The following is a 26,682-nucleotide window of genomic DNA, read 5'->3' as shown; positions in this document are numbered from 1 at the left end:
GTGTCAGTGGATGCGCATTATAGGGAGTTCCGCTCAGAGCGCAAGGGATTATTTAAACTTTTTTACTGACTGGTGATTAATGAATCACTCCGTATAAAAACAGAACAAAAAAGCCTAGAAACTCGCGTTTCTAGGCTGTTAGTCGACAACATTAACTATTGTTGGGCGGTAATCACTCCGTCTACGACACCTAATTTAATGGTCGCACCCGGTAAAAGTTTGCCAGAAAGGATCTGTTGGGCTAGCGGATTTTCAATCTCTTGCTGTATTGCACGCTTCAATGGACGCGCACCATAGATAGGATCGAAACCAACCTCACCTAACAGCTGTAATGCCTCGTTAGAAATCTCAACCGAATAACCTCGCTCTTCTAATCGCTTATAAAGACGTTGTAACTGAATTTCAGCAATTTTCGCAATATGCTCATGGCTCAGTGGATGGAACACAACGACTTCATCTATACGGTTGATGAACTCTGGACGGAAGTGATGCCCGACTACGTCCATTACCACCCCTTTCATTTGACTGTAATCCAGCTCGCCAAACTTGTCTTGGATTAAATCCGAGCCCAAGTTAGAGGTCATAATAATAACCGTATTACGGAAATCGACTGTCCGGCCCTGCCCATCCGTTAAACGCCCGTCGTCTAAGACTTGCAGCAAGATATTAAAGACATCAGGATGTGCCTTCTCAACTTCATCTAATAAGATGACCGAGTAAGGGCGTCTGCGCACCGCTTCAGTTAGATAGCCACCCTCTTCGTAACCAACATATCCTGGAGGAGCACCCACTAACCTAGACACCGAATGTTTCTCCATAAATTCAGACATGTCGATACGCACCATTGCCTCATCACTGTCGAAGAGAAAATCAGCAAGTGATTTACAGAGTTCTGTTTTACCGACCCCTGTTGGTCCTAAGAATAAGAAAGAACCTACTGGGCGGTTTGGATCAGCAAGCCCCGCTCGACTACGGCGTATAGCATTCGCCACTGCATCGACCGCTTCATCTTGTCCAATAACACGGTCATGGAGTGTCTCTTCCATCCGTAGCAGTTTATCCCTCTCGCCTTCCATCATGCGTGCTACAGGGATCCCGGTCCAGCGTGCTAATACATCTGCAATCTCAACATCGGTAACTCTGTTACGTAACATCTTCATTTGTTGCGTTTCAGACTGTGTGGCTTGGGCCAGTAGTTTCTCTAACTCAGGGATTTTTCCGTATTGCAGCTCAGACATTTGGCCTAGATCGCCATTGCGTCGCGCTTGCTCCATGCTTATACGTGCCTGCTCTAACTCAGATTTAATATGTTGCGTACCAGTAAGGGAGGCTTTTTCAGCTTTCCACTCTTCTTCAAGCTCCGAGTAGCTTTGCTCTTTCTGCTCCAGCTCCGTTTCAAGCATTGCCAGTCGTTTGACGCTGGCATCGTCCGTCTCTTTCTTAAGAGCTTGTTGCTCTAACTTAAGTTGAATAATCCTACGTTCAAGACGGTCCAACGGTTCCGGCTTGGAGTCGATCTGCATACGAATACTCGACGCCGCTTCATCAATCAGATCGATGGCTTTATCCGGTAACTGCCGATCCGCGATATAACGGTGCGACAGCTGTGCGGCAGCAACAATTGCTGGGTCAGTAATTTGTACATGGTGATGCAACTCGTAACGTTCTTTCAGCCCACGCAGAATCGCTATGGTATCTTCTACGCTAGGTTCAGCCACCAACACTTTTTGGAAACGACGCTCAAGCGCTGCATCCTTTTCTATATATTGACGGTATTCATCTAAGGTTGTTGCGCCCACGCAGTGCAACTCACCACGTGCTAAGGCAGGCTTAAGCATATTTCCGGCATCCATCGCGCCATCGGCTTTACCTGCTCCAACCATGGTGTGAATTTCATCGATAAAGAGAATGACATTACCATCCTGTTTCGACAAATCATTCAGAACCGCTTTTAAACGTTCTTCAAATTCGCCTCGAAACTTGGCACCAGCCACCAGCGCTCCCATATCTAAAGCTAAGACACGGCGACCCTTAAGGCCTTCTGGGACTTCACCATTAATGATACGTTGCGCTAAGCCTTCAACGATCGCGGTTTTACCCACTCCCGGCTCACCGATTAATACTGGATTATTTTTGGTACGGCGTTGAAGCACTTGGATAGTGCGTCTAATCTCTTCATCACGACCAATAACGGGGTCGAGTTTGCCTGACTCAGCACGTTCAGTCAGATCAATGGTATATTTTTTAAGTGCTTGGCGTTGGTCTTCTGCCCCTTGGTCATTCACACCCTCTCCTCCCCGCAGTTGGTCGATAGCGTTAGTAAGCTTCTCACTGGTTAAACCTGCTGATTTTAATAAATCACTGACGCCCCCTCGGGAGTCGAATGCAGCCAGAAGAAAAAGCTCCGATGAGATATAACTGTCGCCGCGTTTTTGTGCCAACTTATCGCAAAGATTCAATACGCGAATAAGTTCTGCTGAAGGTTGAACATCACCATCGCTTCCTTCTACTTTCGCAAGACGCGACAACGCCTGAGATAACTGAGCTTGAAGCTGAGAAACCTCTACCCCACAGGAGACAAGTAACGGGCGAATTGATCCACCTTCCTGCGTTAATAATGCAGAAAAAAGATGGATAGGTTCGATGAATTGATTATCACTGCCTAGTGCCAATGATTGGGCATCAGCTAGGGCTTGTTGAAATTTATTAGTAAGACGATCCAGACGCATAATTCCTCCACAAAGGTCAACATGCTATTAACTATAAGATGGAGGTGATTATGAAAAATTCAAGAGACAGAAACCTAAAAATTGCTGAAATTTTACGCTTAGCAATTGAAGGTTTACAGATTATTCCGCAATCCAAATAAGGGAAGCCATACGGCCTGTTTGCCCCTCCCGGCGATAAGAGAAGAAATGTTCAGGCTCTGAAAAAGTGCAACGCTGAGATTGATAAATCGCTTCGCCCACGACCCCCGCACTCTGCAAACGCAATTCTGCGAGTTTAGGTAAATTGGCTAAATATTTTTCGCCATGAGGCATGAAGCACTGCTCAGCATCCTGATGAATACGGATAAAGGCTTCTCTGACTTCCGCCCCCACTTCAAAAGCCTGAGGGCCGATGGCAGGGCCTATCCATGCGATAATTTCTTCCGGTGGGCAATCGAAGGTATCAAGCGTATTTTCCAGTACACCGTTACACAATCCACGCCAACCGGCATGTGCGGCGGCAACTTGGCTGCCATCGCGATGACTGAATAACACTGGTAGGCAATCAGCCGTCATGATGACACAGACAATCCCCGCTTCACGTGTGAAGCTGGCGTCAGCCTCTGGGATACCGTCAGTCACAACTGCCTCAATAACATGAGGGCTATGAACTTGATTTAGCCAAAGTGGTGCACTGGGTAACTGAGCAATCTCAGTTAATAACTCACGATTACGAATAACGTCGTTGCGATTATCCCCAACATGGCTCCCAAGGTTAAGCGCGTGCCAAGGCGCTTGGCTAACGCCCCCTAAACGGGTCGTTGATACAGCACGCACCTTTGATGGCGCGTGCCAGTGAGGAATAATCAGTGATTGACTCATAGCCAATCCATTTGATCACGATACACCGCAGTATCCTCTTTCAGTGCTTCAATCAAGTCCACCATATCTTGAGGGAGCGGTGCATGCCACTCCATTTGAATACCCGTTATCGGGTGGTAGAGACGAAGCATGGTGGCATGTAGAGCTTGGCGGTCAAAGCCGCGTAACGCATTAATAAATGCCTCACTTGCTCCCTTAGGAGGGCGCGGACGACCACCGTAAAGGGGATCACCCACTAGCGAGTGACCGATATGCGCCATGTGCACACGAATTTGGTGGGTTCTGCCTGTTTCCAAGCGCAAACGAAGGCGAGTATGGGCGCGGAAATGCTCCATAATACGGTAGTGTGTCACTGCCGGTTTGCCCATTGGATGAACTGCCATGTGCGTACGCTTAGTGGAATGGCGAGAAATCGCCTCATCCACGGTTCCTCCTGCAGTCATGGTGCCAATCGCAACCGCTTCATATTCACGAGTAATTTCTCGCCGTTGCAGGCAATCAACCAAGTGGGTTTGTGCAGGCACGGTCTTGGCAACCACCATTAATCCTGTGGTATCCTTATCGAGACGATGTACAATACCCGCTCGCGGGACATCAGCGATAGCAGGATAATGATAAAGCAGCGCATTCAGAATGGTTTTATCCGGATTACCGGCGCCGGGATGCACCACTAAGTCACGCGGTTTATTGATGACGAGAATATCATCATCTTCGTAGACGATATTAAGGGGAATATTTTGGGGTTCCCAACGCGCTTCTTCTTCGATTTCTGCGCTGATTACAATTTTCTCGCCACCCAATACTTTTTCTTTGGGTTTATCGGCAACCGTTCCATTGATGGTGACTCTGCCCTGTAAAATCCATTCTTTTATACGAGAACGTGAATAATCAGGGAACAATTCAGCCAAAGACTGATCTAAGCGTTGTCCCAGTTGTTCTAGGGAGATGGTTGCAGCGAGTTCTACTTGTTGTGCCATATAAGGTTCTTCGTTAACGTTGGGTTTTTCCGGCAAAGCCGTTTAAGATAATGTGCTATCTTAGCTGATAAACAATGGAAGCCACATACAAATGCTTCCACTAAACTTTTGAGGATAATCAATTCGTCATGATGCGTATGAAATATCTTGTGGCACTCGCCACGCTTAGCTTAGCTCTGGTCGGATGTTCCGGATCTAAAGATGTCGTTCCTGACAATCCTCCTTCGCAGATTTATGCTACAGCTCAGCAAAAACTGCAAGATGGAAACTTCAGAGGCGCTATCAGCCAGTTAGAAGCGCTGGACAATCGTTACCCTTTCGGTCCGTATTCGCAACAGGTACAGCTCGATCTGATCTATGCCTATTACAAGAATGACGATATGCCAATGGCACAAGCGACCATTTCACGCTTCATGCGTTTAAATCCTACCCACCCTAACATTGACTATGTAATGTATATGCAAGGGCTAACGGATATGGCGCTTGACCAATCTGCTTTACAGCACTTCTTCGGTATTGACCGTTCGGATCGCGATCCATCAAATGCTCGACAAGCCTTCAAGGACTTTTCACAACTGGTACAAAGCTTTCCAAACAGCCAATATACCCCTGACGCGCAAAAACGTCTGGTCGCGCTAAAGGATCGTTTATCGACGTATCAATTATCTGTTGTGAAATTCTACACTAAACGTGAGGCTTATGTCGCGGTCGTTAATCGCGCTAAAGAGATGCTGAGTGATTATCCCGATACTGTCCCTACACGCCAAGCACTTCCTTACATGGAAAATGCTTACCGTAAACTTCAGCTAAACACTGAAGCAGACAAAGTCGCAAAACTGATCGCGTCAAATACCACAAAATAGCCGTCCCTATTCTGCTAACTGACCAGCCACGTTTAGTGGCTGGTTTTTTTGTCCCTTTATCCTTCCGGTCACTGGCTAATTAAAACAATTGAAATGGCAATTTCCACGTAATACTTGCACTGCTACCACCATAAAAAATAGAATCGCATGTCGACGACACTGCCTATCAATTTGGAAACACGTCATCCCCCTCGCTCATGATTATTCTCATGGTGAGCGTGAACCTTGGCATCAACATCGCTATACGTAATTGCTTTACAGCTTAAGCGGGGTAGTCAGCGTCCATACCGCGCAAGGATGTTGGCTCATTCCGCCTAGTCGCGGAGTCTGGTTTCCTGCTGGGATTGTTCACCAGTTAACGATTACTGGACAGGTTGCTGCCAGAACATTATTTGTCGATCCTTTCGCTTGAGCCGATTTACCCACGCATTGCCAAGTAGTGCAAGTTTCGCCACTGCTAAAGGAGCTGATCGTCGTAGTACTCTACCTCCCCGATCACTGCGCCGCCAATAGCCGAGCCGAGAGAATCTATGAACTTATCCTAGATGAAATACGCGGCATGCCAGTGCTTTCTTAAAATCTCCCTGAACCCGTCTCCTCTGCGCTCAAGAAACTGTGCATACTTGTACGTAACGATCTGGCCAAACCTTGAACAACGTCCGAGACAGCGACCTTGTTTAACCTGAGTGAGCGCACGCTGCTCTGGCATTTTCGGCAGGAAATGGGCTTTTCTTTTTGTAAGTGGGTAAGGCGGGCGAAACTAATGGAAGCGATGAAACGTTTTGCGCTGGGCCATCAGTATTGAGAGTGGCCCATTTCCCCCCTGTTAACGCTAAAAAGGTCCGCTCGATAAGATCGGCCCGCACCTGAGTAATCACTCGAAGGGTCATATTTTCTGGGATCCGTTGCTCTGCTATCAATTGCCGCACGAACTGGAAGTCGGTATCAGATGCGGCAGGAAAGGCGACTTCGATCTCTTTGGAGCCAGCAGCATAGTCGTTCCTTACTGAGGAAAGAAAACTATCCTAGCGATACCCCTTCCCCTGTGACTTCTGCATAAGTGACAACCTTATGCTTGAAACGGACAACGCGGTACCAAACCGACTAAATTTTGGCCCATACAAACTGACAATCATTCCCCCTCTTCCCCCTCAGATAGCTGAAAATTACCCTTGGGACTAAAAATTTTTCATATACTAATAATGTGACATAGATCACATTATTGATGTGCATAGTCGGTATTCTGGGAGCACGTACCATGGCAATGACGAAGAGAGGTAAAATGATGATCAACATCACCAGTAAGCAAATGGATATTACCCCGGCAATCCGTAGTCATATTGAAGAGCGGTTTGCGAAGCTTGAAAAATGGCAGACCCAGCTGATAAACCCTCACGTGGTCCTCTCTAAAGAGCCTAAAGAGTTTGTTGCCGATGCAACACTCAATACCCCCAACGGTACCCTTGTTGCTACGGCGAAACACGACGATATGTATGTCGCAGTCAACGAACTCATTTCAAAACTCGAGCGCCAACTCAATAAGGTCCAGCATAAAGCTGAAGCACGGCGTGCAAACGGTAGCGTTAAAGATATTATTCCTGCCGAATCTTAATAATACTGCGCACCCACAGGGTGCGCGGTTTTAGGTTGACGCGCGGGATCGCAAACGCTACTCTCTGAGTTCAACTCTATTGAGATAAATAACATGCAACACAACCTGTTCTTCTTTTCATTTTTTTTTAGCTCCCCCTCCCAGGGAAGCCGCTTCGACTAGAATGAATGAAAAGACGAACAAAAGGCCTCCCCTCCGGGAGGCTTTTTTTTTGAGAAAATAAAAAACAAAAGGACAGACTATGACCCCTTACGCTTCGCTTGACGAATTGCGACATGACATTAGTGATCTGGATAGCCGTTTACTCACACTTCTCGCCAAGCGTCGTGAGCTTGCCGTAGCAGTGGGTAATTATAAGCTACAAACCCAGCGTCCAGTACGCGATGTGACGCGCGAAAAACAGCTACTGGAAAAACTGATCGACCAAGGAAAAACGCTTTCTCTCGATAGTCATTATATTACGCGTCTTTTTCAGCTGGTCATCGAAGACTCGGTATTGATTCAACAAGCTTTGCTACAAAAAGCGCTCAACGACTCTCAACAACAAGCAGTTCGTGTCGCCTTCTTAGGCCCCAAGGGCTCGTATTCTCACCTCGCTGCACGCAGCTACGCGTCACATCATTTTGACCAAATGATCGAAGTGGGCTGCAGTAAATTCCAAGATATTGTTAACCAAGTGGAGAAAGGATTAGCTGACTATGCCGTACTCCCCTTAGAGAATACGAGTTCAGGATCGATTAACGACGTATACGATTTGCTTCAAAATACTGGATTGCATATTGTGGGAGAAATGACGTTACCGATTAATCACTGCCTGTTGGTTTCAGGTGAAACGTCTCTTGCTGCGATCACAACGGTTTATAGCCATCCACAGCCTTTCCAACAATGCAGCCAATATCTAACCCGTTATCCGCATTGGAAAATTAACTATACCGAAAGTACTGCTGCAGCGATGGAAACCGTTGCGAGTTTAAACGATCCCTCTGTCGCGGCACTCGGTAGTGAAGCGGGTGGACAGCTCTATCAACTTCAAGCGATAGATCGTCAACTCGCTAATCAGTCACAAAATATCACCCGTTTTATCGTCCTCGCGCGTAAACCGGTGAAGGTATCAGAACAAGTACCCGCGAAAACCACCTTACTGATGGCAACAGGGCAACAAGCCGGTGCATTAGTCGACGCCTTACTCGTACTCAGACAACATGATATTGTGATGACTAAACTTGAATCTCGCCCAATTAACGGTAACCCGTGGGAAGAGATGTTTTACATCGACGTTAAAGCTAATAGTAGTGATCCCGCTATGCAATCTGCCCTGCAACAGCTTACTGAACTTACCCGCTACTTGAAGGTGCTGGGTTGCTATCCAAGCGAAACAGTAACTGCTGTAACACCTTAAAAAAAAGCACTACTGTAATGTGGTGCTTAATATTATAAGGTTGGCGAACTACTTACGATTATCGTTCGCCGACCGCAGTAGAGAACGGCTTTCTGTCATAAATGTCTTAGCATAATCACCAAACCAAGTTTGAACGCCAGCAAAACTTTTAATGAAGGAAGCTTTATCGCCACGTTCAAGCTGTGCCAACGCCTCGCCAAAGCGTGTGTAATAGCGCTTGATCAAGGCAATGTTATTAGGCGACGACATAATGATATCCGCATACAATTGTGCATCTTGAGCAAATAAGCGGCCAACCATTGCTAATTCTAATCGGTAGATAGGTGAAGAGAGCGCCAGTAATTGTTCAAGATCGACATTCTCTTCTGACAGATGCAACCCATAAGCGAAGGTCGCGAAGTGTCTGAGTGCCTGGATAAAAGCCATATTTTGGTCATGCTCGTCCGCCGTGGCGGAGTGGAGCCGTGCCCCCCATACCTCGATTTGCTGGAGAAACCACTGGTACGCTTCCGGTGAACGGCCATCGCACCACACCACGACTTGCTTGGCTAAACTACCACTATCTGGCCCGAACATTGGGTGCAAACCTAATACCGGCCCGTTATGAGCGGCCATCATCGCTTGTAACGGCGCTTTTTTGACTGAGCAGAGATCGACTAAAATACAATCGTCGGGTAGCGGTGGTAGCTGCTGAATAACCTGCTCGGTTAAATGAATGGGCACGCTAACGATAACCATTCCCGCATCGCTGACCAATGAAGCCGCTTGCTCCCATTCGTCCTTATCCAGCAAACGGACCTGGTAGCCTGAAAGCGTTAACATCCGCTCAAACAAGCGGCCCATTTTCCCTTTACCCCCAACGATAACGATAGGTCGCATGTTGGGATTGAGTGTCTTAAACCCTTTGTCATTCTCACTGGCGTAAGACTCTCGCATCACTCTACGTAAAACATCTTCTATTAAATCGGCAGGGATACCAGCAGCTTCCGCTTCCGCACGCCGTGAAGCTAACATGGACGCTTCACGTTCTGGCACATAGATCGGCAACCCATGCTGGCTTTTGACTTCTCCAACCTCCGCCACTAACTGCATACGTTGCGCAAGCAAGGTCAGTAACGCTTTATCTGTTTCGTCAATTTTATCGCGTAACGCATTCAGTTCTGCAACCATTACTCTATCTACCCTTCCACTATACTTGAAGTGATCATAGCACTCATTGCATCGGCGAGTTTCTTTAATAATTGCTCAGTAACCTGCCAATTTATACAGGCATCGGTTACGGAAACACCATATTGCATCTCAGCACGGGGCAATTCGGAAGATTGGCTTCCCTCGAACAGGTGGCTCTCTAACATGATTCCGGTAATAGAACGATTTCCCGCTTGCAGCTGCTGCAATACGCTTTCGGCCACCACGGTTTGACGGCGATAGTCCTTATTAGAGTTACCGTGACTGCAATCGATCATTAACGAAGGACGTAGTCCCGCTTTGGTCATTTCAGCTTCACACTGGGCGATATCTTCAGGATGATAATTCGGCGTCTTACCGCCCCGCAAAATGACATGCCCATCCCCGTTACCTTGCGTTTGTAATAGACAGACTTGACCTTGTTGATTAATCCCAACAAAACGATGCGGCATCGCGGCGGCACGCATAGCATTAATCGCCGTACCCAAGCTGCCATCTGTGCCATTTTTAAAGCCAACCGGCATTGATAAGCCTGATGCCATTTCACGGTGAGTTTGCGATTCAGTGGTTCGCGCCCCAATCGCTGACCAACTAAACAAGTCACCGAGGTACTGTGGTGAGTTGGGATCTAAGGCTTCGGTTGCCAGAGGGAGCCCCATCGATACCAACTCAACTAATAATTGACGGGCTTGTTTTAAGCCCTGCTCAATATCAAATGAACCATCCATATGCGGATCGTTGATTAATCCTTTCCACCCTACAGTGGTACGTGGCTTCTCAAAGTAAACCCGCATCACTAAGTAGAGAGAATCTTTCACCTCTTCGGCTAATTTTTTGTATAGCGCTGCGTACTCTACTGCCGCTTGCGGATCATGAATAGAACATGGGCCACATACGACTAACAGACGAGGATCTCGACCGGCAATGATATCGGCAATTGTTTGGCGAGAATCATGGATTTGTTGTTGCAGTTCAACGGTTAATGGGAACAACTCTTTCAGTTCTGCCGGGGTCATCATTACCGACTCATCCGTGATATGAACATTATTTAAGGCATCTTTCTGCATGACGTTACCTGACTAAAATGAGGGGGTCTCTGCGACCAATGCCTCCACAATATCACAAAAAGTAAAGATTTCAATCCAACAATCATCTACATGTAAAGAATAACTTACACTAATGAGCTAATTAAATCAGAAAACTGTATTCTGTAATGTATTCTATACAATAGCGAGTTCTTGAAAAAAAGGCCCGAATCATTTCGGGCCTATTTGAATTAGTTATTGAGGATAAGGGATGTGATAACACCTGTAGCAACGGCAATCAGGACATAATTACCATTGATATTCGCCCACCGATGTCCAGGAGGTGGTGAGCCTAATCCGTGCCGGTGCCAGTCGTTGACCCAATATCGATTTTGATAATATTGATGAGGGTATCTTCCACCTGGTCTAAAATGATGACCGCCATAGAAAAAATCTCTTCTGTCATAATGCGGTCGATGGTGAGAGTTCCTGTCATGATCACGGTGGTGGTCACGCCAATCACGGCGGTCCTGCCACCGTGGACCTGAATGACCATGGCGGTCCCAGTCATCATGATGATGGTCATGAGCATACGCCCTAACCATCGGGTTTAAGGTTAACCATACCATCGCTAACACTAGGGGTCTTTTACGCATAACTTCTCGCCCGAGCCAAAATATGAGTGGAATTATGCGTAATACTTTAGCGCTAATCATCAAGATTACTCTTGATTCGTGTCAGGAGAGTATATCCAAACTTACCAAAAAGCGTATTTCCTTACCGAAAACTTAGCAGTATCAACGTAAACTATTTTGGCCCCAGCAGATCCACTTGTAGGTCGTTAATGCCTCTAATCCCATCGGTCCCCTCGCATGCAGCTTCTGGGTACTCACCGCTACTTCAGCCCCCAAGCCAAATTGTCCGCCATCCGTAAAACGTGTGCTGGCATTGACATACACGGCAGCAGAGTCGACTTGATTCACAAATTCTTGGGCATTCAGATAACGTTCAGTCAAGATGCCATCTGAATGTTGCGTACCGTATTCGCGGATATGCTCAACCGCTTCGTGTAGGTCTGCTACCGCTTTGACATTCAGATCAAGGGATAACCACTCATCACGATAAGAGGCCTCAGTGGCTTGCGCATACTCTTTATCCTCCAAGGCTGGGTGAGAGGATAATTGCGGGTCCAAGTGCAGAGTGATGCCTTCCTGCGCCATGCGCGACAGGAATTGGGGTAAGAACTGGTCGAGTTGTGAACGATGAATTAACAGGGTTTCTAGGGAATTACAGGCACTTGGGCGCTGTTTTTTAGCATTGATGATTACGTTAATAGCTTGTTCTCTATCCATCGTTTCATCAACATAGAGATGACAGACACCAATTCCACCGGTAATGACAGGAATGGTTGAGTGCTCACGACACAACTTGTGTAAGCTTGCCCCACCCCGCGGGATCAACATATCGACGTACTTATCCAACTTCAATAATTGGTTTACCCATTGACGATCGGGGTCATCAATTGCTTGCACGGCATCGATGGGTAGGCCATGCTGTGTCAATGCCTTACGAATAACGTTAACAGTTTGCGCATTGGTACGATAGGTCTCTTTTCCCCCCCGTAAAATCGCTGCATTACCTGTTTTTAAGCATAGAGTTGCCACGTCGATAGTCACATTCGGGCGAGCTTCATAGATAATAGCAACCACCCCCAACGGCACTCGACGTCGCTCAATCTTTAAGCCGTTGTCTAGCAGGCCACCATCAATCACTTGGCCTATAGGGTCACTGAGTTGGCAGACTTTACGAACATCATCGGCGATATCCGCTAACCTTTCAACCGTGAGTGTTAAACGATCAATTAATGCAGGTGAAAGACCTTGCTTAACGGCATCTGCCACATCTAATTGGTTAGCAGCTAATATATCAACCGCATTCGCGTTTAAGTGATCAGCAACAGTCATCAATAGCTGATTTTTCTCTTGCGCAGTCAGCGTGGCAAGTTGATACGCAGCAGCTTTCGCACGCTGTCCCATTAATTCTATATTCATCTCGACTTATCCTACGATCATATCATCACGATGCACGGCCACCGCACCATATTCATAGCCTAAGATTTCACTAATAGATTGGCTATGTTTCCCGGCAATCATACGTAAAGCATCACTGTTATAGCGCGAAACGCCATGCGCGATATCGTTACCTTGAGGGTCACGAATCGCGATGACTTCGCCGCGAGAAAAATTGCCGGTAATTTCAGTAATGCCTTTCGGCAATAGTGAACTGCCCCGCTCGAGCAGTGCGGTTAATGCGCCGGCATCGATTAGCGCAGACCCCGCGGGTGGCGCACCAAAGATCCAATGCTTACGGCTTTCCAGACGATGTTCTTGCGCGTGGAACAAGGTTCCAGATTTTTCACCTTGTAATAATCGCTGAATAACGATGGGTTGGTCACCGGGCGCGATAATGACATCAATACCTGCTCGACATGCCACTTCAGCCGCCTGCAGCTTAGTTGCCATACCTCCAGTTCCCAATCCAGAAACACTCCCCCCCGCCATCATCTTTAGCGAGTCATCGATCTGATAAACATCTTCGACCAATGTTGCATTGGGATCATAACGCGGATCGGCGGTAAACAGACCTTGTTGATCGGTTAAGAGCAAAAGCTTGTCAGCATCGGAGAGTATTGCCGCTAGAGCGGAAAGATTATCGTTATCGCCGACTTTGATTTCTGCCGTGGCGACGGCGTCGTTCTCGTTGATAACCGGAACGATACGCTGGTCTAAGAGTGCGTGCAGCATATCACGTGCATTAAGAAAGCGCTCTCTATCTTCCATGTCCGCACGGGTGATAAGCATTTGACCAATATGAATACCATAGATGGCAAACAGCTGTTCCCATAACTGGATCAGGCGACACTGCCCCACTGCGGCAAGCAGTTGTTTAGACGCAATGGTGGGGGGCAGTTCGGGATAATTCAGATGCTCTCTGCCTGCCGCGATAGCACCAGAGGTCACCACTACGATTCGATGACCGTCATTCATTGCTTGTGCACACTGCCGCACGATCTCAACCATTCTTGCACGGTTGAGTTGACGAGAACCGCCAGTGAGAACACTGGTCCCTAATTTGACCACTAAGGTCTGACTGCCACGCATATTTCCTGCCACCTAGAGAGTTAAATGAGTCCACAGTTGTATCAGGACAGCTAGAGCTTGCCAATAGCTATCCTTATGCTTCGCGTAACTTAATCTAAAAAGGGGCAGCGTAGATGATTAAAACGATAACGAGGGTTCGAAGTTACTCGCAGGAATAAGCGGTGCATTAAGTTCGTTCATCAATGCTTCGAGGCGAGGGAAGAATTTTTGTAGACTCGCCTCGGCTTCTTGACGATCCTCATCGCGTTTGATTTCAGCGGGTACCCATTGGCCTGCTTTATCGTATAAACCAAAGTCGAAACGATAGTCGAAGTGAGTTTCCTGAGCCTCTAACACTAACCACCATCCCCAAAACTCTCTCTTCTCAGGTGCCGGTTTAATATTGGTACAGACAGCTAAACAGTCGAAGAAAAAACGGTGATCTTGGCATTGGTCCTCGCGCAAATAGGGACCTAACTCATTAAATTTTACGATGTAACGGCCTCTGAAGTGGCCTCCGGGTAGTACCATCTGACTGCACTCCTATTAGCGTTCATTGTTATCAGTGTTACTTTTAGCAGACTTACTATTAAATGAAAATGATAAAAAAAAACAGCACCCTCAGGTGCTGTTTTTTCCATCAACTTTTGACTAGCGGTGGAATAAAGGTGATCCCCATATCCCAAGGTTGCTCGATCCAAGTATCTTGTGGAATATCAACAACGTAATCATCAACTAATGGTCGACCTGCTGGCTTAGCGAAAATTGTTACAAAGCGCGCTTTATGATACATCTCGCGAACAACTTTTGCTGTGCCGCCTGTGTCCACTAGGTCATCAATTACGATAAACCCTTCACCATCGCCTTCCGCACGTTTCAGAATTTTCATTTCACGTTGATGGTCATGGTCGTAGCTTGAGATGCAGACTGTATCGACATGGCGAATACCGAGTTCACGTGCCAATAGGGCCGCAGGAACCAGTCCACCCCGGCTCACAGCGATGATGCCTTTCCACTGTTCAACTGGCAGTAATTTCTCAGCCAACTGACGGGCGTGAATTTGCAACATATCCCAAGTAACTACGTATTTTTGACTCATAATAATCAGGCTCCGACCAACAGGAATGGTCTGGTGAATGGACAAACGAAAAAAAGTTTGCGCGTGATTATAGGGATAACGTCAGATAAAAACCAGTGCTGCTGCCGAGTTTGACTTTTTTTCGGTATAAATCGCTGCTTGCTCGCGAACAATGATATGCTTTCTCGACTAATAATAACCGCTCTATGCCCTGATGACGGGGCTTAATCCTAATCCGTTATAGGAGACGCATTGTGTCTGAACTGTCTCAACTGTCACCTCAGCCCTTATGGGACTTCTTCGCCAAAATCTGCTCTATACCACATCCTTCTTATCATGAAGAAGCGTTAGCAACTTATATTGTAGACTGGGCTAAAACCCAGCAATTTTGGTGTGAGCGGGATGCTGTAGGTAATATTCTAATCCGTAAACCGGCGACTGCAGGAATGGAAAATCGTAAACCTGTTGCCTTACAAGCCCACCTCGATATGGTTCCGCAAAAAAATAATGCTACCGAGCACGATTTTGCGCGCGATCCCATTCAACCTTGGGTTGATGGTGAGTGGCTGAAAGCTCGCGGTACGACTCTCGGTGCTGATAACGGTATCGGTATGGCTTCTGCGCTTGCCGTTTTAGCCGATAAAACCGTTGAACACGGCCCGCTAGAAGTCCTACTCACCATGACTGAAGAAGCTGGGATGGAAGGCGCTTTCGGCTTACAACCTAATTGGCTGCAAGCAGAGATTCTGATCAACACCGACTCTGAAGAGGAGGGTGAAGTCTATATGGGATGTGCAGGGGGAATCGATTTCTTATCTGAACTCCCGATTAGCCGAGTCGATATTCCTGCGCAACATCTGATTTTAGAGATTAGCCTCAAAGGGCTACGTGGCGGACACTCTGGTGCCGATATCCATCTAGGATTAGGTAACGCGACAAAACTGTTGGCGCGTTTCTTTGCTGAATCTCGCGATAAGCTCGATCTGCAGTTGATCGATTTTAAAGGCGGTAACCTTCGTAACGCTATTCCTCGTGAGGCCAGCGCGGTCGTCGCCGTTGCTCCGGAACAGGAAGCGGCCCTTCAGCAGGCACTTCAGGACTACCTTTCAATCTTACAAAATGAAGTCGCGCCAAAAGATAAAAATGTGACCTTAAGTGCGCAGGCAACCTCGCACAGTGGGCAAGCGTTAGTCGCAGAAAGCCAAGATCGCTTTATCAATTTACTGAATGTGACCCCTAATGGCGTGATCCGTAACTCTGATGTTGCGCCGGGTGTCGTCGAGACATCATTAAATATTGGTATCGTGACTCTTGAAGAAAATCAGGCAAAAATCTACTGCCTAATCCGCTCGCTTATTGATAGTGGTAAAGAGTATGTCGTGTCAATGTTACATTCATTGGGCGCATTAGCCGGTGCGAAAACAGAAGCATCGGGCAGTTATCCTGGCTGGCAGCCTGATGCCAACTCCGCCATAATGGCCTTAACTCGCGAAATTTATTTGGATCTTTTTGGTAAGAAACCCAACATTCAAGTCATTCATGCTGGGTTAGAATGTGGTTTATTCCGCGAGCCATACCCCCATTTAGATATGGTCTCTATCGGACCAACCATTACTGGACCTCATTCACCGGATGAACAAGTACATATTGGAAGTGTTGGCCTTTATTGGCAACTGCTAACGGCCTTACTCAAAGCCGTTCCAACCAAATAAGTGCCCTGCTAGGCGAGCAATCGCCTAGCATATCGTTGTTTGAGAGGCCACTCATGATTACTAACTGGATAAGAGGGTTAGCCACACTTATTTTTCTGCCCTCTCTCGCTCTCGCTCAAGCCTCTGCCGAAAAAATTATGCTTTGGCCTACTGGTGGTGACCAAACCCGTCCAGGCCCTAGTGTGGTGACGACGGCTCAAGGCAAAGTCACCCAAGTTAATGCGCCTTTTTTAACGCTCTACTCTCCCAAGACTTTTAACGGCAAAACTGTGCTAATCGCTGCGGGCGGGGGTTACCGAAGAATTGAGCAAGCTAAAGAAGCGATACCTGCCGCACACTTTCTCACTCAGCAGGGGTTTCGCGCCTACGTACTGACTTACCGATTACCCAGCGCAAACTGGCCGCAAGGTAAAGGTGTCGCCATGAAAGATGTCCGACAAGCGTTGAGGATCATTCACCATCAAAACCCGCACCTAAGCGTACTCGGCTTTTCAGCGGGCGCCCATTTACTCGCCTTAGCCATAAATCGTGCTGAGATAACGCAAAAGGATGACAATGCACCGTTTAGCGTTGAAGGTATGGCGTTGATCTACCCGATTATTTCTGTGGAGCCTCCCCTCGACCATAGTGCCACCTTTCGGGTCCTCGCCGGACGTCACGCGTCACGCCAAGAGGAAGCAAAATGGTCAGTACCACCGGCTATTCATGACCATTCTCCTCCACTCTTCGTTGTCGAAAGCGAAGATGACCCCATTGCCCCACTGCAAAATGGTTTTTTACTTCAACATGCCGCGACACAACACCATGTCCCTATGACATGGATACGCTACGCAACGGGCGGTCATGGTTTTGGATTAGGGCAAAAAGGAATGGCGAACTCCGCTTGGCCAGAACATTACCTCGCCTGGCTCAATCAACTGCCCGCTCATAACTGAAGGGGTAATTGACGCTCCACTTGCGGATCAAGCAGACTGACATGAAGACCAATTAACCTAACCGATCGCCCCTGTCGCCGTTGCTCCCAGAGTTTCAAGGCGAGATCGATAAAGTCCTGCTTGGTCAGTTCAGTCCAGATATGCTCAAGGGTCGTCTGTTGGAAGTCGGAAAACTTAAATTTAACCCCCTGACGTGCAATCCGTAGGTCAGGCCGGACTTGACGTAATCGACGTTCGAGTTCTGGATACAACTTATCGATCACCTCCAGACACTGCTCCCAATGTTCAATATCGACGGAGAGCGTCGTCTCGACACCGACAGACTTGCGTAATCGATGGCCGTCGACATCTCGCGTATCAATGCCTTGGCTTTTTTCCCATAGGCTACGACCAAACTTACCGAAAGTTTTTAACAGAAAACTTAGCTCAACTTTTTGAATATCGGCACAAGTATAAAGACCTAAATCGGCCAGCTTTCTTGATGACACCTCGCCCACCCCAGGGATCTTCGCTAGAGGGAGCGTCTGTAAAAAATGGTCAACCTGCTGTGGCGGGATAACATACAGCCCATCGGGTTTATTCACTTCGGAAGCGATTTTGGCCAAAAATTTGATGGGAGCCACGCCCGCTGATGCCGTAAGCCCAGTCTCAAGGAAAATTGAACGACGTATTTCTTCCGCAATCAGTGTTGCGGAACCTTGGCAGGCAAGGCAATCCGTCACGTCGAGATAAGCTTCGTCTAAGGAAAGTGGTTCAACTTTTGAGGTATACCGTTTGAATATTTGCTGTATTTGGGCAGAGGCCTGTTTATAAGCGTCGAATCGACCAGGGAGCAAGGTTAACTGTGGACATAATTTTAATGCCGTCGCTGTTGGCATAGCACTTTTTACGCCATAACGACGGGCTGGATAATTTGCGGTGCTGATGACACCCCGCCGCTCTCGGCTTCCGCCGATCGCAATGGGCATATCCCGCAAGGCAGGATTATCTCGCATTTCAACCGCTGCATAAAAACAATCCATATCGACATGAATAATTTTACGCATTTCACCCCTCCGACCGACTATCAATACACTGTATAAATAACCAGAGGGTAATGCAAGTCGTACCGCATTAAGCCAGTGCAAAGCAATAATTTCAGGGGGGATATTAGGCAATAAGCAGATAAATGAGAGCCATATCGCACCTAAAATCCAGCCTCATTTTTTTTAACAAAAAAAGCTAGCTGAAAGCTTGATTAAAGCCATAACAGTGATAATGTTGCGCAGATAAACCGTTCTACTGCAATAGTCTGTTATCCGATTGCAGACCGTCCTCATGATTGTCATCAAGGTACACCTAGCATGCGTATTTTCGCACTCATATTTGCGATATTGTTTTCCTGTAACGCGTTCTCAACAGAAATCGTTCCACTCTCTAATGCATTACAAGCCCCAGTTAGCGATCAGCTGAAAACTGAACTGATCGGCTCGCCGGTATTTATCCAGATTTTTAAGTCTGAGCGTACGCTCGAACTTTATGCCAAACTCGGTAATCAGTATCGCCTACTTAATCGCTTTAATATTTGTAAGTTCTCGGGCGGCTTAGGCCCTAAAAGAGTTCAAGGTGATTTTAAGAGTCCGGAAGGATTTTATACCATTGGCGCCTCACAGCTTCACCCAGATAGCCATTACTACCGTGCGATTAATTTAGGCTTTCCTAATCAGTACGATAGAGCTAACGGTTATAACGGTAACTACTTAATGATTCACGGTGATTGTGTCTCTATTGGCTGTTATGCCATGACTAATAGTGGTATCGATCAAATCTTTAAGTACGTAACAGCTGCATTTAATAACGGCCAAACCCAGATTGAAGTGAATATCTATCCGTTCCGGATGACCGACGACAATATGCGTCGCTATGCCGGTTCGCAGTACATTAACTTCTGGAAGCAATTGAAGCCTGGTTATGATTATTTCGAGAAGTATAAGCAACCGCCAATGATTGCTGTAATGAATAATCAATATATCGTTAATGGCCAAAGCAATGGAACGAGCGCACCACGAGGTAATCCATTCCAAACGACTACCCCGAGTGCATCAAAGACCTTTCTGGCCTTCACCCAAGCAAAATAACTTCCATTCGCCTGGCATAATCTTGTGCCAGGTTTCATTTCCTGTAAGAGGCTGTGTTGCTACAACGGTCACCACATCGTGAGCGGTTGTCTGCTGCATAAAATCAACTTCAATATCCTGGTCAATCAGCACCGCCTTACCAAAAGGTGAACGCCGCGTAATCCAATGAAGATGTGTTGAGCAATACGCCATCAAGTAACGCCCGTCTGAGAGCAACATATTGAATACCCCCAATGCTCGCAGTTCGCTGGCGAGTTCGGCTATGTAACGAAATACTGAAGTCCAGTTTCTAGGTGTCTGAGGAAAGCGTTGCGAGAGTTTATGTAGCAGCCAGCAGAAAGCCCGCTCGCTATCCGTTTCCCCTACGGGACGAAACTGCCCAGTTTCGAGACGGCGGTAGCCTTTGAGCTGTCCATTGTGTGCATAGGTCCAATGACGCCCCCAAAGCTCACGCGTGAAGGGATGGGTATTCTCTAGGGCGACTTTACCGCGGTTCGCTTGACGAATATGAGCGATCACGGAATGAGATTTAATTGGATACTCTTGCACTAATCGTGCAATAGGCGATTCAAAGCTAGGGAGGGGGTCTTTAAAGGTTCGGCAGCCCTTCCCTTCATAAAACGTAATGCCCCACCCGTCTTTATGCGGACCCGTGCCTCCACCCCGCTGTACCAGACCGGAAAAACTAAAACAGATATCAGTAGGGACATTTGCGCTCATCCCAAGCAGCTCACACATGCAGTTGACCTCAATAGCAGCGTATCAGTCACTTAACGCCGATACCTAATAATCAATAACATGCTCTGCGTTATGCTGCAACGGGATAAAGCGCGCTTAATTCATAACAAAAAAGAAATACTTATGCCGAAATACGTTCCATCTCTTTTTCGATCAGCATAATCAAAATATGGATAATTTTAATATGAATCTCTTGAATACGGTCAGCGTAACCAAAATGCGGGACTCGAATTTCAATATCCGCGGTACCTGCCATCTTGCCGCCATCCTTACCTGTAAGCGTAATCACTTTCATCCCCTTACTCCGTGCAGCATCGATCGCGCGGATAATATTGCCGGAGTTACCTGAGGTAGAAATACCGAGCAGAACATCACCCGATTGCCCCACCGCCTCGATAAAGCGGGAGAAGACAAATTCATAGCCAAAATCGTTACTGACACAGGATAAATGGCTAACATCAGAAATCGCAATGGCGGGGTAGCCGGGACGATCTTCACGATATCGCCCCGTGAGTTCTTCAGCAAAATGCATTGCATCGCAGTGTGAACCACCATTTCCACAAGACAATACCTTCCCACCCTGTTTGAAGCTTGCCGCGAGCAGCTCTGCAGCCTGCTGAATGGCATTAAGGTTAGCGTCTTGACTGAGGAACTGCTCAAGCGTTTTAGCTGCCTCATTTAACTCATCACGGATAAGATCATGGTACATATAAATTCCTTGTGGAATACGGAAAAATTCAGGTGCCAAGTGTAGCCCATTAGTATTTCAGTGCAATATGACCGAGGCGATTAACACAGGTTTCTTTGCGCTGTTGATCTCAAACCGATAAAAAAAGCCGATCACACGCCTAAATTTAGACATCCAAACGTCCATATTGCCAAAATTTTTTGCCCTGTTATAGTGGTATTCATTCGCTCTTACCATGACGCAGAGGCCCCTCATGACTCGTTCAGCACCGATTCCAGAGAGTAAACTTCCCGCTCTAGGCACCACTATTTTCACCACCATGAGCGCACTGGCTCAGCAGGTGGGCGCAATTAACCTCTCACAAGGCTTCCCTGACTTCAGTGGCCCAGATTACTTGCAGCAACGCCTAGCCCATCATGTTGAACAGGGGACAAACCAGTATGCACCGATGTCCGGGACCCCCGCCTTGCGTGAAGCAATCAGTGCAAAAATCGCCCGTTGTTACGAATGTCAGGTCGATAAAGAGACGGACATTACCGTGACAGCGGGGGCTACGGAGGCATTATTTGCTAGCATCACGGCGTTAGTTCGCCCCGGTGATGAAGTGATCTGTTTCGATCCCAGTTACGATAGTTATGCCCCTGCGGTGCAACTCGCGGGCGGAATCATGAAACACATACCTTTAACACCTCCCGATTTCACACCTAATTGGTCCAGCTTCTCTGCAGCAATTAGCGATAAAACCCGTCTAGTGATTATTAATACCCCACACAACCCAACTGCTAGTGTTTGGCAAAAAGAGGAATTCGACGCGTTGTGGTCCGCAATTGCCGAACGCCCAATATTTGTCTTGAGCGATGAAGTGTATGAGCATATCTGTTTTGCTCAGCATGGACATTACAGCTTGTTGCAGCACGCTTCTCTGCGCGAGAGGGGGATTGTCGTCTCGTCGTTTGGCAAAACCTATCATATGACGGGCTGGAAGGTTGGATACTGTGTCGCCCCGCCTCATTTGAGCCTCGAAATTAGAAAAATACATCAGTACCTTACGTTTTCAGTTCATACCCCCACTCAGCTTGCGTTAGCGGATATGCTGAATCATGCTCCTGAGCATGACCAAAATCTTCCAAGCTTTTATCAGCAACGCCGCGATTTCTTAATTAATGCATTACAAGAAAGTCGTTTTACCCTGTTACCGTGCCAAGGAACCTACTTTTTACTGCTTGATTACTCCGCCATTTCCCAGATGAACGATGTCGACTTTTGCCTTTACCTCACCAAAGAGGTCGGCGTTGCCGCTATTCCGCTTTCCGTATTCTGTAAAGAGGCCTTTCCTCATCACTTAATCAGGCTATGCTTTGCAAAAGAAGAGGCGACCTTGCAGGCAGCTGCGGAGAAACTATGTCAACTTTAACGGTCGGAGTATTACAGCAACCGATTATCTGGATGGATGGCGACGCTAATCTCCAGCATTTTTCCCGCCTTATCGCACAATCTGCCCACCACGATTTGTGGGTATTGCCCGAAATGTTCACCACTGGGTTTTCGATGCAAGCGGCAACCCAATCGCTGAGTGAAGCACGGGTACTCGGTTGGTTACAAGCACTCGCCCAGAAGTACGATACCGCACTCTGCGGCAGTGCGGCGATCCAGCTGGCTGACAGTGCAGTGAATCGTTTTTATTTCGTTACCCCGCAGGGTGACTTCTCATACTATGATAAACGCCATCTTTTTCGGATGGCCAACGAGCATCAGCATTATAAGCCAGGAGCCAGCCGCCAAATTATTGAATACCGTGGATGGCGTATATTGCCGCAAATTTGCTATGACCTGCGCTTCCCAGCCTTTTCGCGCACGATCAACAACGATTACGACTTAATGATCTATGTGGCAAGTTGGCCTGCTGCCCGTGCAAACCACTGGCAAGCCTTATTATTAGCGAGGGCTATCGAAAACCAAAGTTGGGTAATAGGCTGTAATCGCGTCGGAGAGGATGAGAATGGGTTATCGTACCGAGGAGATAGTCAAATCATCGCGCCTGAAGGAGAGATTATCGCCTCAGCCTTACCCGCAGAGGCGACAGTGATCACCACAACGATTGACCGTCAACGGGCAATCGCTTACCGCCAAGCGTTTCCAGCCTGGCAGGATGCGGACAGTTTTACCTTAACTTCCTCGGTAGGTTGACCACGAATTGGGAGTAATAAGATAAGGAAGATGGAAGTGTTCTCCCGTCTGTGTAATCACAAAATCAATCTGGGCGGTAAGGTATAATGAGGGGCGATTAGTTTGCGCAAAATAATCGCCAATTTCTGCGGTTAATCGATAATGTCCTGGCACGATGGGCTCAGGGGTTAAGGTTTTTAGGCGGCCATCGTTATCCGTTTTCCCCCTCGCAATCTGTTGCCACCCTTCGTTAGTCAATTGCTCCAAGGTGATGGCAACGTTGCTGGCAGGTTTTCCCAAAGCGGTGTCTAAAATATGCGTCGTAATCGTACTCATTGAATAGCCTCCTGCAAACGTAATGCCGTGATTTCACGCAGCTGTTGTAGGCTGGCCTCAATATCTTCTGCCGCACTGAGCTGCAAACGCTGCTCAAGTGCTGCCAGAATATCTTGCGGTGTACGGCCTTTAGCGCGAATTAGAAATACTCGCTGGAAACGCTGCTCATAGCGTAAGTTACCCAAGCGAATCGCTTCTTTACTCTGTTGGTCGGTCTGTTGTACGGCCGCTTGTTCTTGACGCGAAGCCTGTGCTTCAAAGCTCTCTCCCGTGGGCCGTTCGCCGATACGAGGATGCGCTTTTAGCGCCGAAGCCAGGGCCTCTTCCCCCCATCCCGCGGTTAGCTCAGCAGCGACTCTGTGTAACGTTGCGATATCGCGATAAGGTCGATGTGCAACCAGTTCAGTTTGCCAGGCCTCTATTGCTACACAATGGGCGATAGCCTGCTGTGCACTCTGTGCGTCGCTTTCATTAAACTGCTTGAGAGAGATCATCGGTTTCATATTCTCGTGAAGGTGTGGCCGTTAATTGTACCGCTTGAGTAAAAGCTTGGATCCCGGCGGCCACATCTTGCACCGTGACAGCTTCAGCAGGATGATGACTGATCCCTTTCTCGCAACGCACAAAGATCATGGCAACCGGCCACTGTGCGGCGATAGCTATCGCATCATGCCCTGCACCACTTGACAGTTGCGGTGCACTCCCTTGAACTGCGGTAACAGCTTGGGTACAGGCTTCGCGTAATCGCTTATCACAGGTCGTTGCCGCGATATGATAAAACTCTTCAGCGCGGAAGCTAATGCCTCGTGCGGAGGCAATACTCTGTGCATGTGCCAACAAGTGTTCTAAAAGCTGGCTTAACGGGGCATCTTCTGGCCCTCGAATATCTAAGCTCAATACGACTTCACCCGGGATCACATTTACAGCTCCCGGTGAACAACTGATTTGCCCGACAGTGGCCACTAATCCGCCCCCTGCCGCAGTCGTCTCTTTTTCGATCGCCATTATCCATTCAGCGGCCGCCACCAGTGCATCTTGACGCTGCGTCATTGGCACTGTCCCAGCATGACCCGCAAGCCCAGTAAAATGACAGTGTAAACGATGAGCACCATTAATCGCCGTGACTACGCCTAGTGGTAAATCAGCCGTTTCAAGACAAGGCCCTTGCTCAATATGAAGTTCTAAATAGGCGGCAATAGATTCGGGACGACGAGCAGCCTGTAACACCTTGCGTGGGTCGAGATGTTGCGCGATCATCGCTTCTCGCACGCTAACCGACTGATCATCTGTCTTATCAAGCCAGTCATTCGGCCACTGCCCCGTTAACCCCTTACTCCCTAGGAGCGTAATGCCAAAACGGGTACCTTCTTCGTCGGCAAAGCCAACGATTTCGATGGCGTTAGCCAGGCGGATATTTTGGCTTCGTAACGCACTCACCACTTCAATTGCCGTTAAAACACCCAGCGGGCCATCATAACGCCCTGCATTACGCACAGAATCGAGATGTGAGCCTAATAGTATAGCTGGTGCCCCATCCGTCACAGCTTCATATCGACCACAGATATTGCCCACCTCATCTTGCCAGACTGACATCCCAGCCTCTTCCATCCATTGCTGAACTTGGCGATTCGCTTGGAAATGTTCGTCAGACAGATAAACACGCGTCAGCATGCCTTGCGTTTCACTAATACTTGCTAACAGGTCACAACGCTGCATCACGCGCTGGGCAGCGCTATCTGCCATCGCTTTTGGAATAAGATTAAGCATGGGCATCCACCGCTAGATAATGGTCCCAAGCGGCTTGAAGCGCCGCCCCTTGCACGGTCTTGAAACCGACATGATTCAGCACGGCTTCTAACGCGGTCAGAGTCTGCATCACACAGCTTTTGCGTGCGTTATACCCCATCGTACCAATACGCCATACTTTACCGTGTAGCGGGCCAAAAGAGGTGCCAATTTCAATCCCAAAATCATGAAGCATCAAATGGCGAACCTCGTCACCCACCACGCCAGAGGGGATATAGACCCCTAAGACATTATTCATCTTGTGTTGAATATCACCGAATACTCGTAATCCCATCGCTTGTACACCTTTTAGCATGGCATCACCGTGGAGTTTATGTCGCGCGATTCCCGCTTCTAGCCCTTCCTCCAAGATAAGACGTGCAGCCTCATAAGCCCCAAATAACGCACTGGTCGCTTCGGTATGGTGGTTGAGTCGTTCTGGCCCCCAATAATCGAGCACCATGGCGAGATCGAAATAATTCGAATAAATCATCTCGTCATCGCCTTGCTGGTGCTGAGCCGTACGAATCCCTTCCTCGACACACTTACGCTTACGGATCTCTTCAACGATACGATCGCTTAAGGTAATGGGCGACGTCCCCGAAGGACCGCATAGGCATTTTTGCATACCCGCCGACACCGCATCAATTCCCCATGCATCGGTTTCTAAAGGATTGCCGGCCAGTGAGGCGGTCGCATCGGTATACAGTAATACCCCATGACGACGGCAGATTTCCCCAAGCTGCTCCAAAGGCTGTAACATCGTGGTCGAGGTATCGCCCTGCACGGTCAGCAATAAGCGCGGTTTTACTTTTTTAATCGCTTCTTCGATTTGTTCAGGGCCAAACACCTCTCCCCAAGGCACCTCAATGGTATGGACCTCAGCACGGCAGCGGCGTGCAATTTCACATAACAAATGGCCAAATCGACCAAAAACTGGCACCAAGACTTTATCGCCGGGACGAATCGTTGAAACAAGGATTGCCTCGATTCCCGCACGGGATGTCCCATCCACCAGCAGCGTCCACTGATTCTGGGTAGCAAATACCCCTCGATAAAGTGCCATGACCTGATTCATATAATCCGTCATCGCCGGGTCATACTGGCCAATAAGTTGACTCGACATTGCACGCAGTACACGGGGATCCGCATTGATCGGGCCAGGCCCCATCAGTAAACGTGGGGGTGGATTGATTTGAGAAAAAGAAGAAATATCCATGTGCGAGTCCTTGGTGATTGAAACAAAAAATTCTTATTGAGAAACACTGCAACAATTGTGCCAGAGAATGTAGGCATAAAATGTCAGCACTGGCTGAGCTTGGCGATCACTCTA

25 protein-coding genes and 1 other annotated feature are annotated in these 26,682 nt (G+C 47.8%); of the genes, 8 read left to right on the top strand and 17 right to left on the bottom strand.

Translation table 11 applies throughout. The features are described from left to right. Positions 1-155: 155 nt before the first annotated feature. The 3 genes from clpB to rluD form a co-directional block, all read right to left on the bottom strand. Positions 156-2,729 carry an ATP-dependent chaperone ClpB gene (gene clpB, locus MKR94_RS15310; RefSeq protein WP_241647726.1) on the bottom strand — a complete coding sequence of 858 codons (2,574 nt, stop codon included), beginning with the start codon at positions 2,727-2,729 and terminating at the stop codon, positions 156-158. 120 nt (positions 2,730-2,849) lie between these two features. After that, positions 2,850-3,590: a peptidoglycan editing factor PgeF gene (pgeF, locus tag MKR94_RS15305; RefSeq protein ID WP_241647725.1), complete on the bottom strand. Its 741-nt coding sequence runs from the start codon at positions 3,588-3,590 to the stop codon at positions 2,850-2,852. Then, the gene (rluD, locus tag MKR94_RS15300) at positions 3,587-4,567 is read right to left on the bottom strand and encodes a 23S rRNA pseudouridine(1911/1915/1917) synthase RluD (protein ID WP_241647724.1); all 981 of its coding nucleotides are present in this window, start codon (positions 4,565-4,567) and stop codon (positions 3,587-3,589) included. Before rluD ends, pgeF begins: the two co-directional genes overlap by 4 nt. 128 nt (positions 4,568-4,695) lie before the next feature. On the opposite strand from rluD, the gene bamD reads away from it, so the two are divergent. From bamD to pheA, 3 genes are all read left to right on the top strand, one after another. Then, on the top strand, positions 4,696-5,430 hold the full coding sequence (gene bamD, locus MKR94_RS15295) for an outer membrane protein assembly factor BamD (protein WP_241647723.1): 735 nt from the start codon (positions 4,696-4,698) through the stop codon (positions 5,428-5,430). A 1,282-nt stretch (positions 5,431-6,712) separates the two neighbouring features. After that, the gene (raiA, locus tag MKR94_RS15285) at positions 6,713-7,042 is read left to right on the top strand and encodes a ribosome-associated translation inhibitor RaiA (RefSeq protein WP_099825452.1); all 330 of its coding nucleotides are present in this window, start codon (positions 6,713-6,715) and stop codon (positions 7,040-7,042) included. A gap of 92 nt (positions 7,043-7,134) precedes the next feature. After that, positions 7,135-7,255 (top strand) — a sequence feature (Phe leader region). Between the two features lie 28 nt (positions 7,256-7,283). Next, positions 7,284-8,441, top strand: coding sequence for a bifunctional chorismate mutase/prephenate dehydratase (gene pheA / locus MKR94_RS15280; RefSeq protein WP_241647722.1), 1,158 nt, complete (start codon positions 7,284-7,286; stop codon positions 8,439-8,441). 48 nt (positions 8,442-8,489) lie between these two features. Here pheA and tyrA read toward each other — a convergent pair whose 3' ends face one another. From tyrA to gpt, 7 genes are all read right to left on the bottom strand, one after another. Next, the gene (gene tyrA, locus MKR94_RS15275) at positions 8,490-9,611 is read right to left on the bottom strand and encodes a bifunctional chorismate mutase/prephenate dehydrogenase (RefSeq protein WP_241647721.1); all 1,122 of its coding nucleotides are present in this window, start codon (positions 9,609-9,611) and stop codon (positions 8,490-8,492) included. A gap of 8 nt (positions 9,612-9,619) precedes the next feature. After that, on the bottom strand, positions 9,620-10,696 hold the full coding sequence (locus tag MKR94_RS15270) for a 3-deoxy-7-phosphoheptulonate synthase (protein WP_241647720.1): 1,077 nt from the start codon (positions 10,694-10,696) through the stop codon (positions 9,620-9,622). A 209-nt stretch (positions 10,697-10,905) separates the two neighbouring features. Then, complete coding sequence (locus tag MKR94_RS15265) at positions 10,906-11,259, bottom strand: RcnB family protein (protein WP_241647728.1); 354 nt, start codon at positions 11,257-11,259, stop codon at positions 10,906-10,908. A gap of 192 nt (positions 11,260-11,451) precedes the next feature. Continuing rightward, positions 11,452-12,705: a glutamate-5-semialdehyde dehydrogenase gene (proA, locus tag MKR94_RS15260; RefSeq protein WP_241647719.1), complete on the bottom strand. Its 1,254-nt coding sequence runs from the start codon at positions 12,703-12,705 to the stop codon at positions 11,452-11,454. Positions 12,706-12,711: 6 nt separating this feature from the next. Then, positions 12,712-13,815 carry a glutamate 5-kinase gene (gene proB, locus MKR94_RS15255; RefSeq protein WP_241647718.1) on the bottom strand — a complete coding sequence of 368 codons (1,104 nt, stop codon included), beginning with the start codon at positions 13,813-13,815 and terminating at the stop codon, positions 12,712-12,714. Between the two features lie 117 nt (positions 13,816-13,932). Next, positions 13,933-14,325 (bottom strand): sigma factor-binding protein Crl, encoded by a 393-nt coding sequence (gene crl, locus MKR94_RS15250; protein WP_241647717.1) that lies wholly within the window; start codon positions 14,323-14,325, stop codon positions 13,933-13,935. A gap of 109 nt (positions 14,326-14,434) precedes the next feature. Beyond that, positions 14,435-14,893 carry a xanthine phosphoribosyltransferase gene (gene gpt / locus MKR94_RS15245; protein ID WP_048911623.1) on the bottom strand — a complete coding sequence of 153 codons (459 nt, stop codon included), beginning with the start codon at positions 14,891-14,893 and terminating at the stop codon, positions 14,435-14,437. Positions 14,894-15,126: 233 nt separating this feature from the next. Between gpt and pepD the strand changes: the two genes are divergently transcribed. Continuing rightward, positions 15,127-16,584, top strand: coding sequence for a beta-Ala-His dipeptidase (pepD, locus tag MKR94_RS15240; protein WP_241647716.1), 1,458 nt, complete (start codon positions 15,127-15,129; stop codon positions 16,582-16,584). A gap of 53 nt (positions 16,585-16,637) precedes the next feature. Beyond that, on the top strand, positions 16,638-17,519 hold the full coding sequence (locus MKR94_RS15235; RefSeq protein WP_241647715.1) for an alpha/beta hydrolase: 882 nt from the start codon (positions 16,638-16,640) through the stop codon (positions 17,517-17,519). On the opposite strand, the gene dinB is transcribed toward MKR94_RS15235, so the two are convergent. Next, positions 17,510-18,565, bottom strand: a complete 1,056-nt coding sequence (gene dinB / locus MKR94_RS15230; protein WP_241647714.1) for a DNA polymerase IV — start codon at positions 18,563-18,565, stop codon at positions 17,510-17,512. The two genes, MKR94_RS15235 and dinB, sit on opposite strands and share 10 nt — an antisense overlap. A 297-nt stretch (positions 18,566-18,862) precedes the next feature. Between dinB and dpaA the strand changes: the two genes are divergently transcribed. Beyond that, positions 18,863-19,636 carry a peptidoglycan meso-diaminopimelic acid protein amidase gene (dpaA, locus tag MKR94_RS15225; protein ID WP_241647713.1) on the top strand — a complete coding sequence of 258 codons (774 nt, stop codon included), beginning with the start codon at positions 18,863-18,865 and terminating at the stop codon, positions 19,634-19,636. Here dpaA and MKR94_RS15220 read toward each other — a convergent pair. Then, on the bottom strand, positions 19,601-20,374 hold the full coding sequence (locus MKR94_RS15220; RefSeq protein WP_241647712.1) for a class II glutamine amidotransferase: 774 nt from the start codon (positions 20,372-20,374) through the stop codon (positions 19,601-19,603). The genes dpaA and MKR94_RS15220 overlap by 36 nt on opposite strands. A 121-nt stretch (positions 20,375-20,495) precedes the next feature. Beyond that, complete coding sequence (gene lpcA / locus MKR94_RS15215) at positions 20,496-21,083, bottom strand: D-sedoheptulose 7-phosphate isomerase (protein ID WP_241647711.1); 588 nt, start codon at positions 21,081-21,083, stop codon at positions 20,496-20,498. 232 nt (positions 21,084-21,315) lie between these two features. Between lpcA and MKR94_RS15210 the strand changes: the two genes are divergently transcribed. Then, the gene (locus tag MKR94_RS15210) at positions 21,316-22,476 is read left to right on the top strand and encodes a pyridoxal phosphate-dependent aminotransferase (protein WP_241647710.1); all 1,161 of its coding nucleotides are present in this window, start codon (positions 21,316-21,318) and stop codon (positions 22,474-22,476) included. Beyond that, the gene (locus MKR94_RS15205) at positions 22,464-23,249 is read left to right on the top strand and encodes an amidohydrolase (RefSeq protein ID WP_241647709.1); all 786 of its coding nucleotides are present in this window, start codon (positions 22,464-22,466) and stop codon (positions 23,247-23,249) included. Before MKR94_RS15210 ends, MKR94_RS15205 begins: the two co-directional genes overlap by 13 nt. Here MKR94_RS15205 and uraH read toward each other — a convergent pair. Genes uraH through MKR94_RS15185 form a run of 4 tightly spaced genes read right to left on the bottom strand, consistent with a single transcriptional unit; the run spans position 23,229 to position 26,568 of the window. Then, complete coding sequence (uraH, locus tag MKR94_RS15200; RefSeq protein ID WP_241647708.1) at positions 23,229-23,564, bottom strand: hydroxyisourate hydrolase; 336 nt, start codon at positions 23,562-23,564, stop codon at positions 23,229-23,231. The two genes, MKR94_RS15205 and uraH, sit on opposite strands and share 21 nt — an antisense overlap. After that, on the bottom strand, positions 23,561-24,058 hold the full coding sequence (gene uraD, locus MKR94_RS15195) for a 2-oxo-4-hydroxy-4-carboxy-5-ureidoimidazoline decarboxylase (RefSeq protein ID WP_241647727.1): 498 nt from the start codon (positions 24,056-24,058) through the stop codon (positions 23,561-23,563). The genes uraH and uraD overlap by 4 nt, the downstream gene beginning before the upstream one ends. Beyond that, a complete protein-coding gene (gene hpxK, locus MKR94_RS15190; protein ID WP_241647707.1) occupies positions 24,036-25,331 on the bottom strand; it encodes an allantoate amidohydrolase in 1,296 nt (431 codons plus the stop codon). The genes uraD and hpxK overlap by 23 nt, the downstream gene beginning before the upstream one ends. Then, on the bottom strand, positions 25,324-26,568 hold the full coding sequence (locus MKR94_RS15185; RefSeq protein ID WP_241647706.1) for a pyridoxal-phosphate-dependent aminotransferase family protein: 1,245 nt from the start codon (positions 26,566-26,568) through the stop codon (positions 25,324-25,326). The genes hpxK and MKR94_RS15185 overlap by 8 nt, the downstream gene beginning before the upstream one ends. Positions 26,569-26,682: the final 114 nt, after the last annotated feature.

Origin of the sequence: Rosenbergiella metrosideri (assembly GCF_022602565.1) — a bacterium.
GTDB lineage: Bacteria > Pseudomonadota > Gammaproteobacteria > Enterobacterales > Enterobacteriaceae > Rosenbergiella > Rosenbergiella metrosideri.
The sequence above is the reverse complement of the archived record's forward strand: the minus strand, read 5'-3'. Positions and strand labels throughout refer to the sequence as shown.

Coding starts and splice junctions, on each gene's coding strand:
- pheA (WP_241647722.1), top strand. CDS start 7,284: ATGACCCCTTACGCTTCGCTTGACGAATTGCGACATGACATTAGTGAT.
- MKR94_RS15235 (WP_241647715.1), top strand. CDS start 16,638: ATGATTACTAACTGGATAAGAGGGTTAGCCACACTTATTTTTCTGCCC.
- proA (WP_241647719.1), bottom strand. CDS start 12,705: ATGAATATAGAATTAATGGGACAGCGTGCGAAAGCTGCTGCGTATCAA.
- clpB (WP_241647726.1), bottom strand. CDS start 2,729: ATGCGTCTGGATCGTCTTACTAATAAATTTCAACAAGCCCTAGCTGAT.
- MKR94_RS15185 (WP_241647706.1), bottom strand. CDS start 26,568: ATGGATATTTCTTCTTTTTCTCAAATCAATCCACCCCCACGTTTACTG.
- dpaA (WP_241647713.1), top strand. CDS start 18,863: ATGCGTATTTTCGCACTCATATTTGCGATATTGTTTTCCTGTAACGCG.
- hpxK (WP_241647707.1), bottom strand. CDS start 25,331: ATGCTTAATCTTATTCCAAAAGCGATGGCAGATAGCGCTGCCCAGCGC.
- MKR94_RS15210 (WP_241647710.1), top strand. CDS start 21,316: ATGACTCGTTCAGCACCGATTCCAGAGAGTAAACTTCCCGCTCTAGGC.
- crl (WP_241647717.1), bottom strand. CDS start 14,325: ATGGTACTACCCGGAGGCCACTTCAGAGGCCGTTACATCGTAAAATTT.
- uraD (WP_241647727.1), bottom strand. CDS start 24,058: ATGATCTCTCTCAAGCAGTTTAATGAAAGCGACGCACAGAGTGCACAG.
- MKR94_RS15270 (WP_241647720.1), bottom strand. CDS start 10,696: ATGCAGAAAGATGCCTTAAATAATGTTCATATCACGGATGAGTCGGTA.
- bamD (WP_241647723.1), top strand. CDS start 4,696: ATGATGCGTATGAAATATCTTGTGGCACTCGCCACGCTTAGCTTAGCT.
- proB (WP_241647718.1), bottom strand. CDS start 13,815: ATGCGTGGCAGTCAGACCTTAGTGGTCAAATTAGGGACCAGTGTTCTC.
- rluD (WP_241647724.1), bottom strand. CDS start 4,567: ATGGCACAACAAGTAGAACTCGCTGCAACCATCTCCCTAGAACAACTG.
- raiA (WP_099825452.1), top strand. CDS start 6,713: ATGATGATCAACATCACCAGTAAGCAAATGGATATTACCCCGGCAATC.
- dinB (WP_241647714.1), bottom strand. CDS start 18,565: ATGCGTAAAATTATTCATGTCGATATGGATTGTTTTTATGCAGCGGTT.
- uraH (WP_241647708.1), bottom strand. CDS start 23,564: ATGAGTACGATTACGACGCATATTTTAGACACCGCTTTGGGAAAACCT.
- MKR94_RS15205 (WP_241647709.1), top strand. CDS start 22,464: ATGTCAACTTTAACGGTCGGAGTATTACAGCAACCGATTATCTGGATG.
- lpcA (WP_241647711.1), bottom strand. CDS start 21,083: ATGTACCATGATCTTATCCGTGATGAGTTAAATGAGGCAGCTAAAACG.
- MKR94_RS15220 (WP_241647712.1), bottom strand. CDS start 20,374: ATGTGTGAGCTGCTTGGGATGAGCGCAAATGTCCCTACTGATATCTGT.
- pgeF (WP_241647725.1), bottom strand. CDS start 3,590: ATGAGTCAATCACTGATTATTCCTCACTGGCACGCGCCATCAAAGGTG.
- MKR94_RS15265 (WP_241647728.1), bottom strand. CDS start 11,259: ATGGTTAGGGCGTATGCTCATGACCATCATCATGATGACTGGGACCGC.
- gpt (WP_048911623.1), bottom strand. CDS start 14,893: ATGAGTCAAAAATACGTAGTTACTTGGGATATGTTGCAAATTCACGCC.
- tyrA (WP_241647721.1), bottom strand. CDS start 9,611: ATGGTTGCAGAACTGAATGCGTTACGCGATAAAATTGACGAAACAGAT.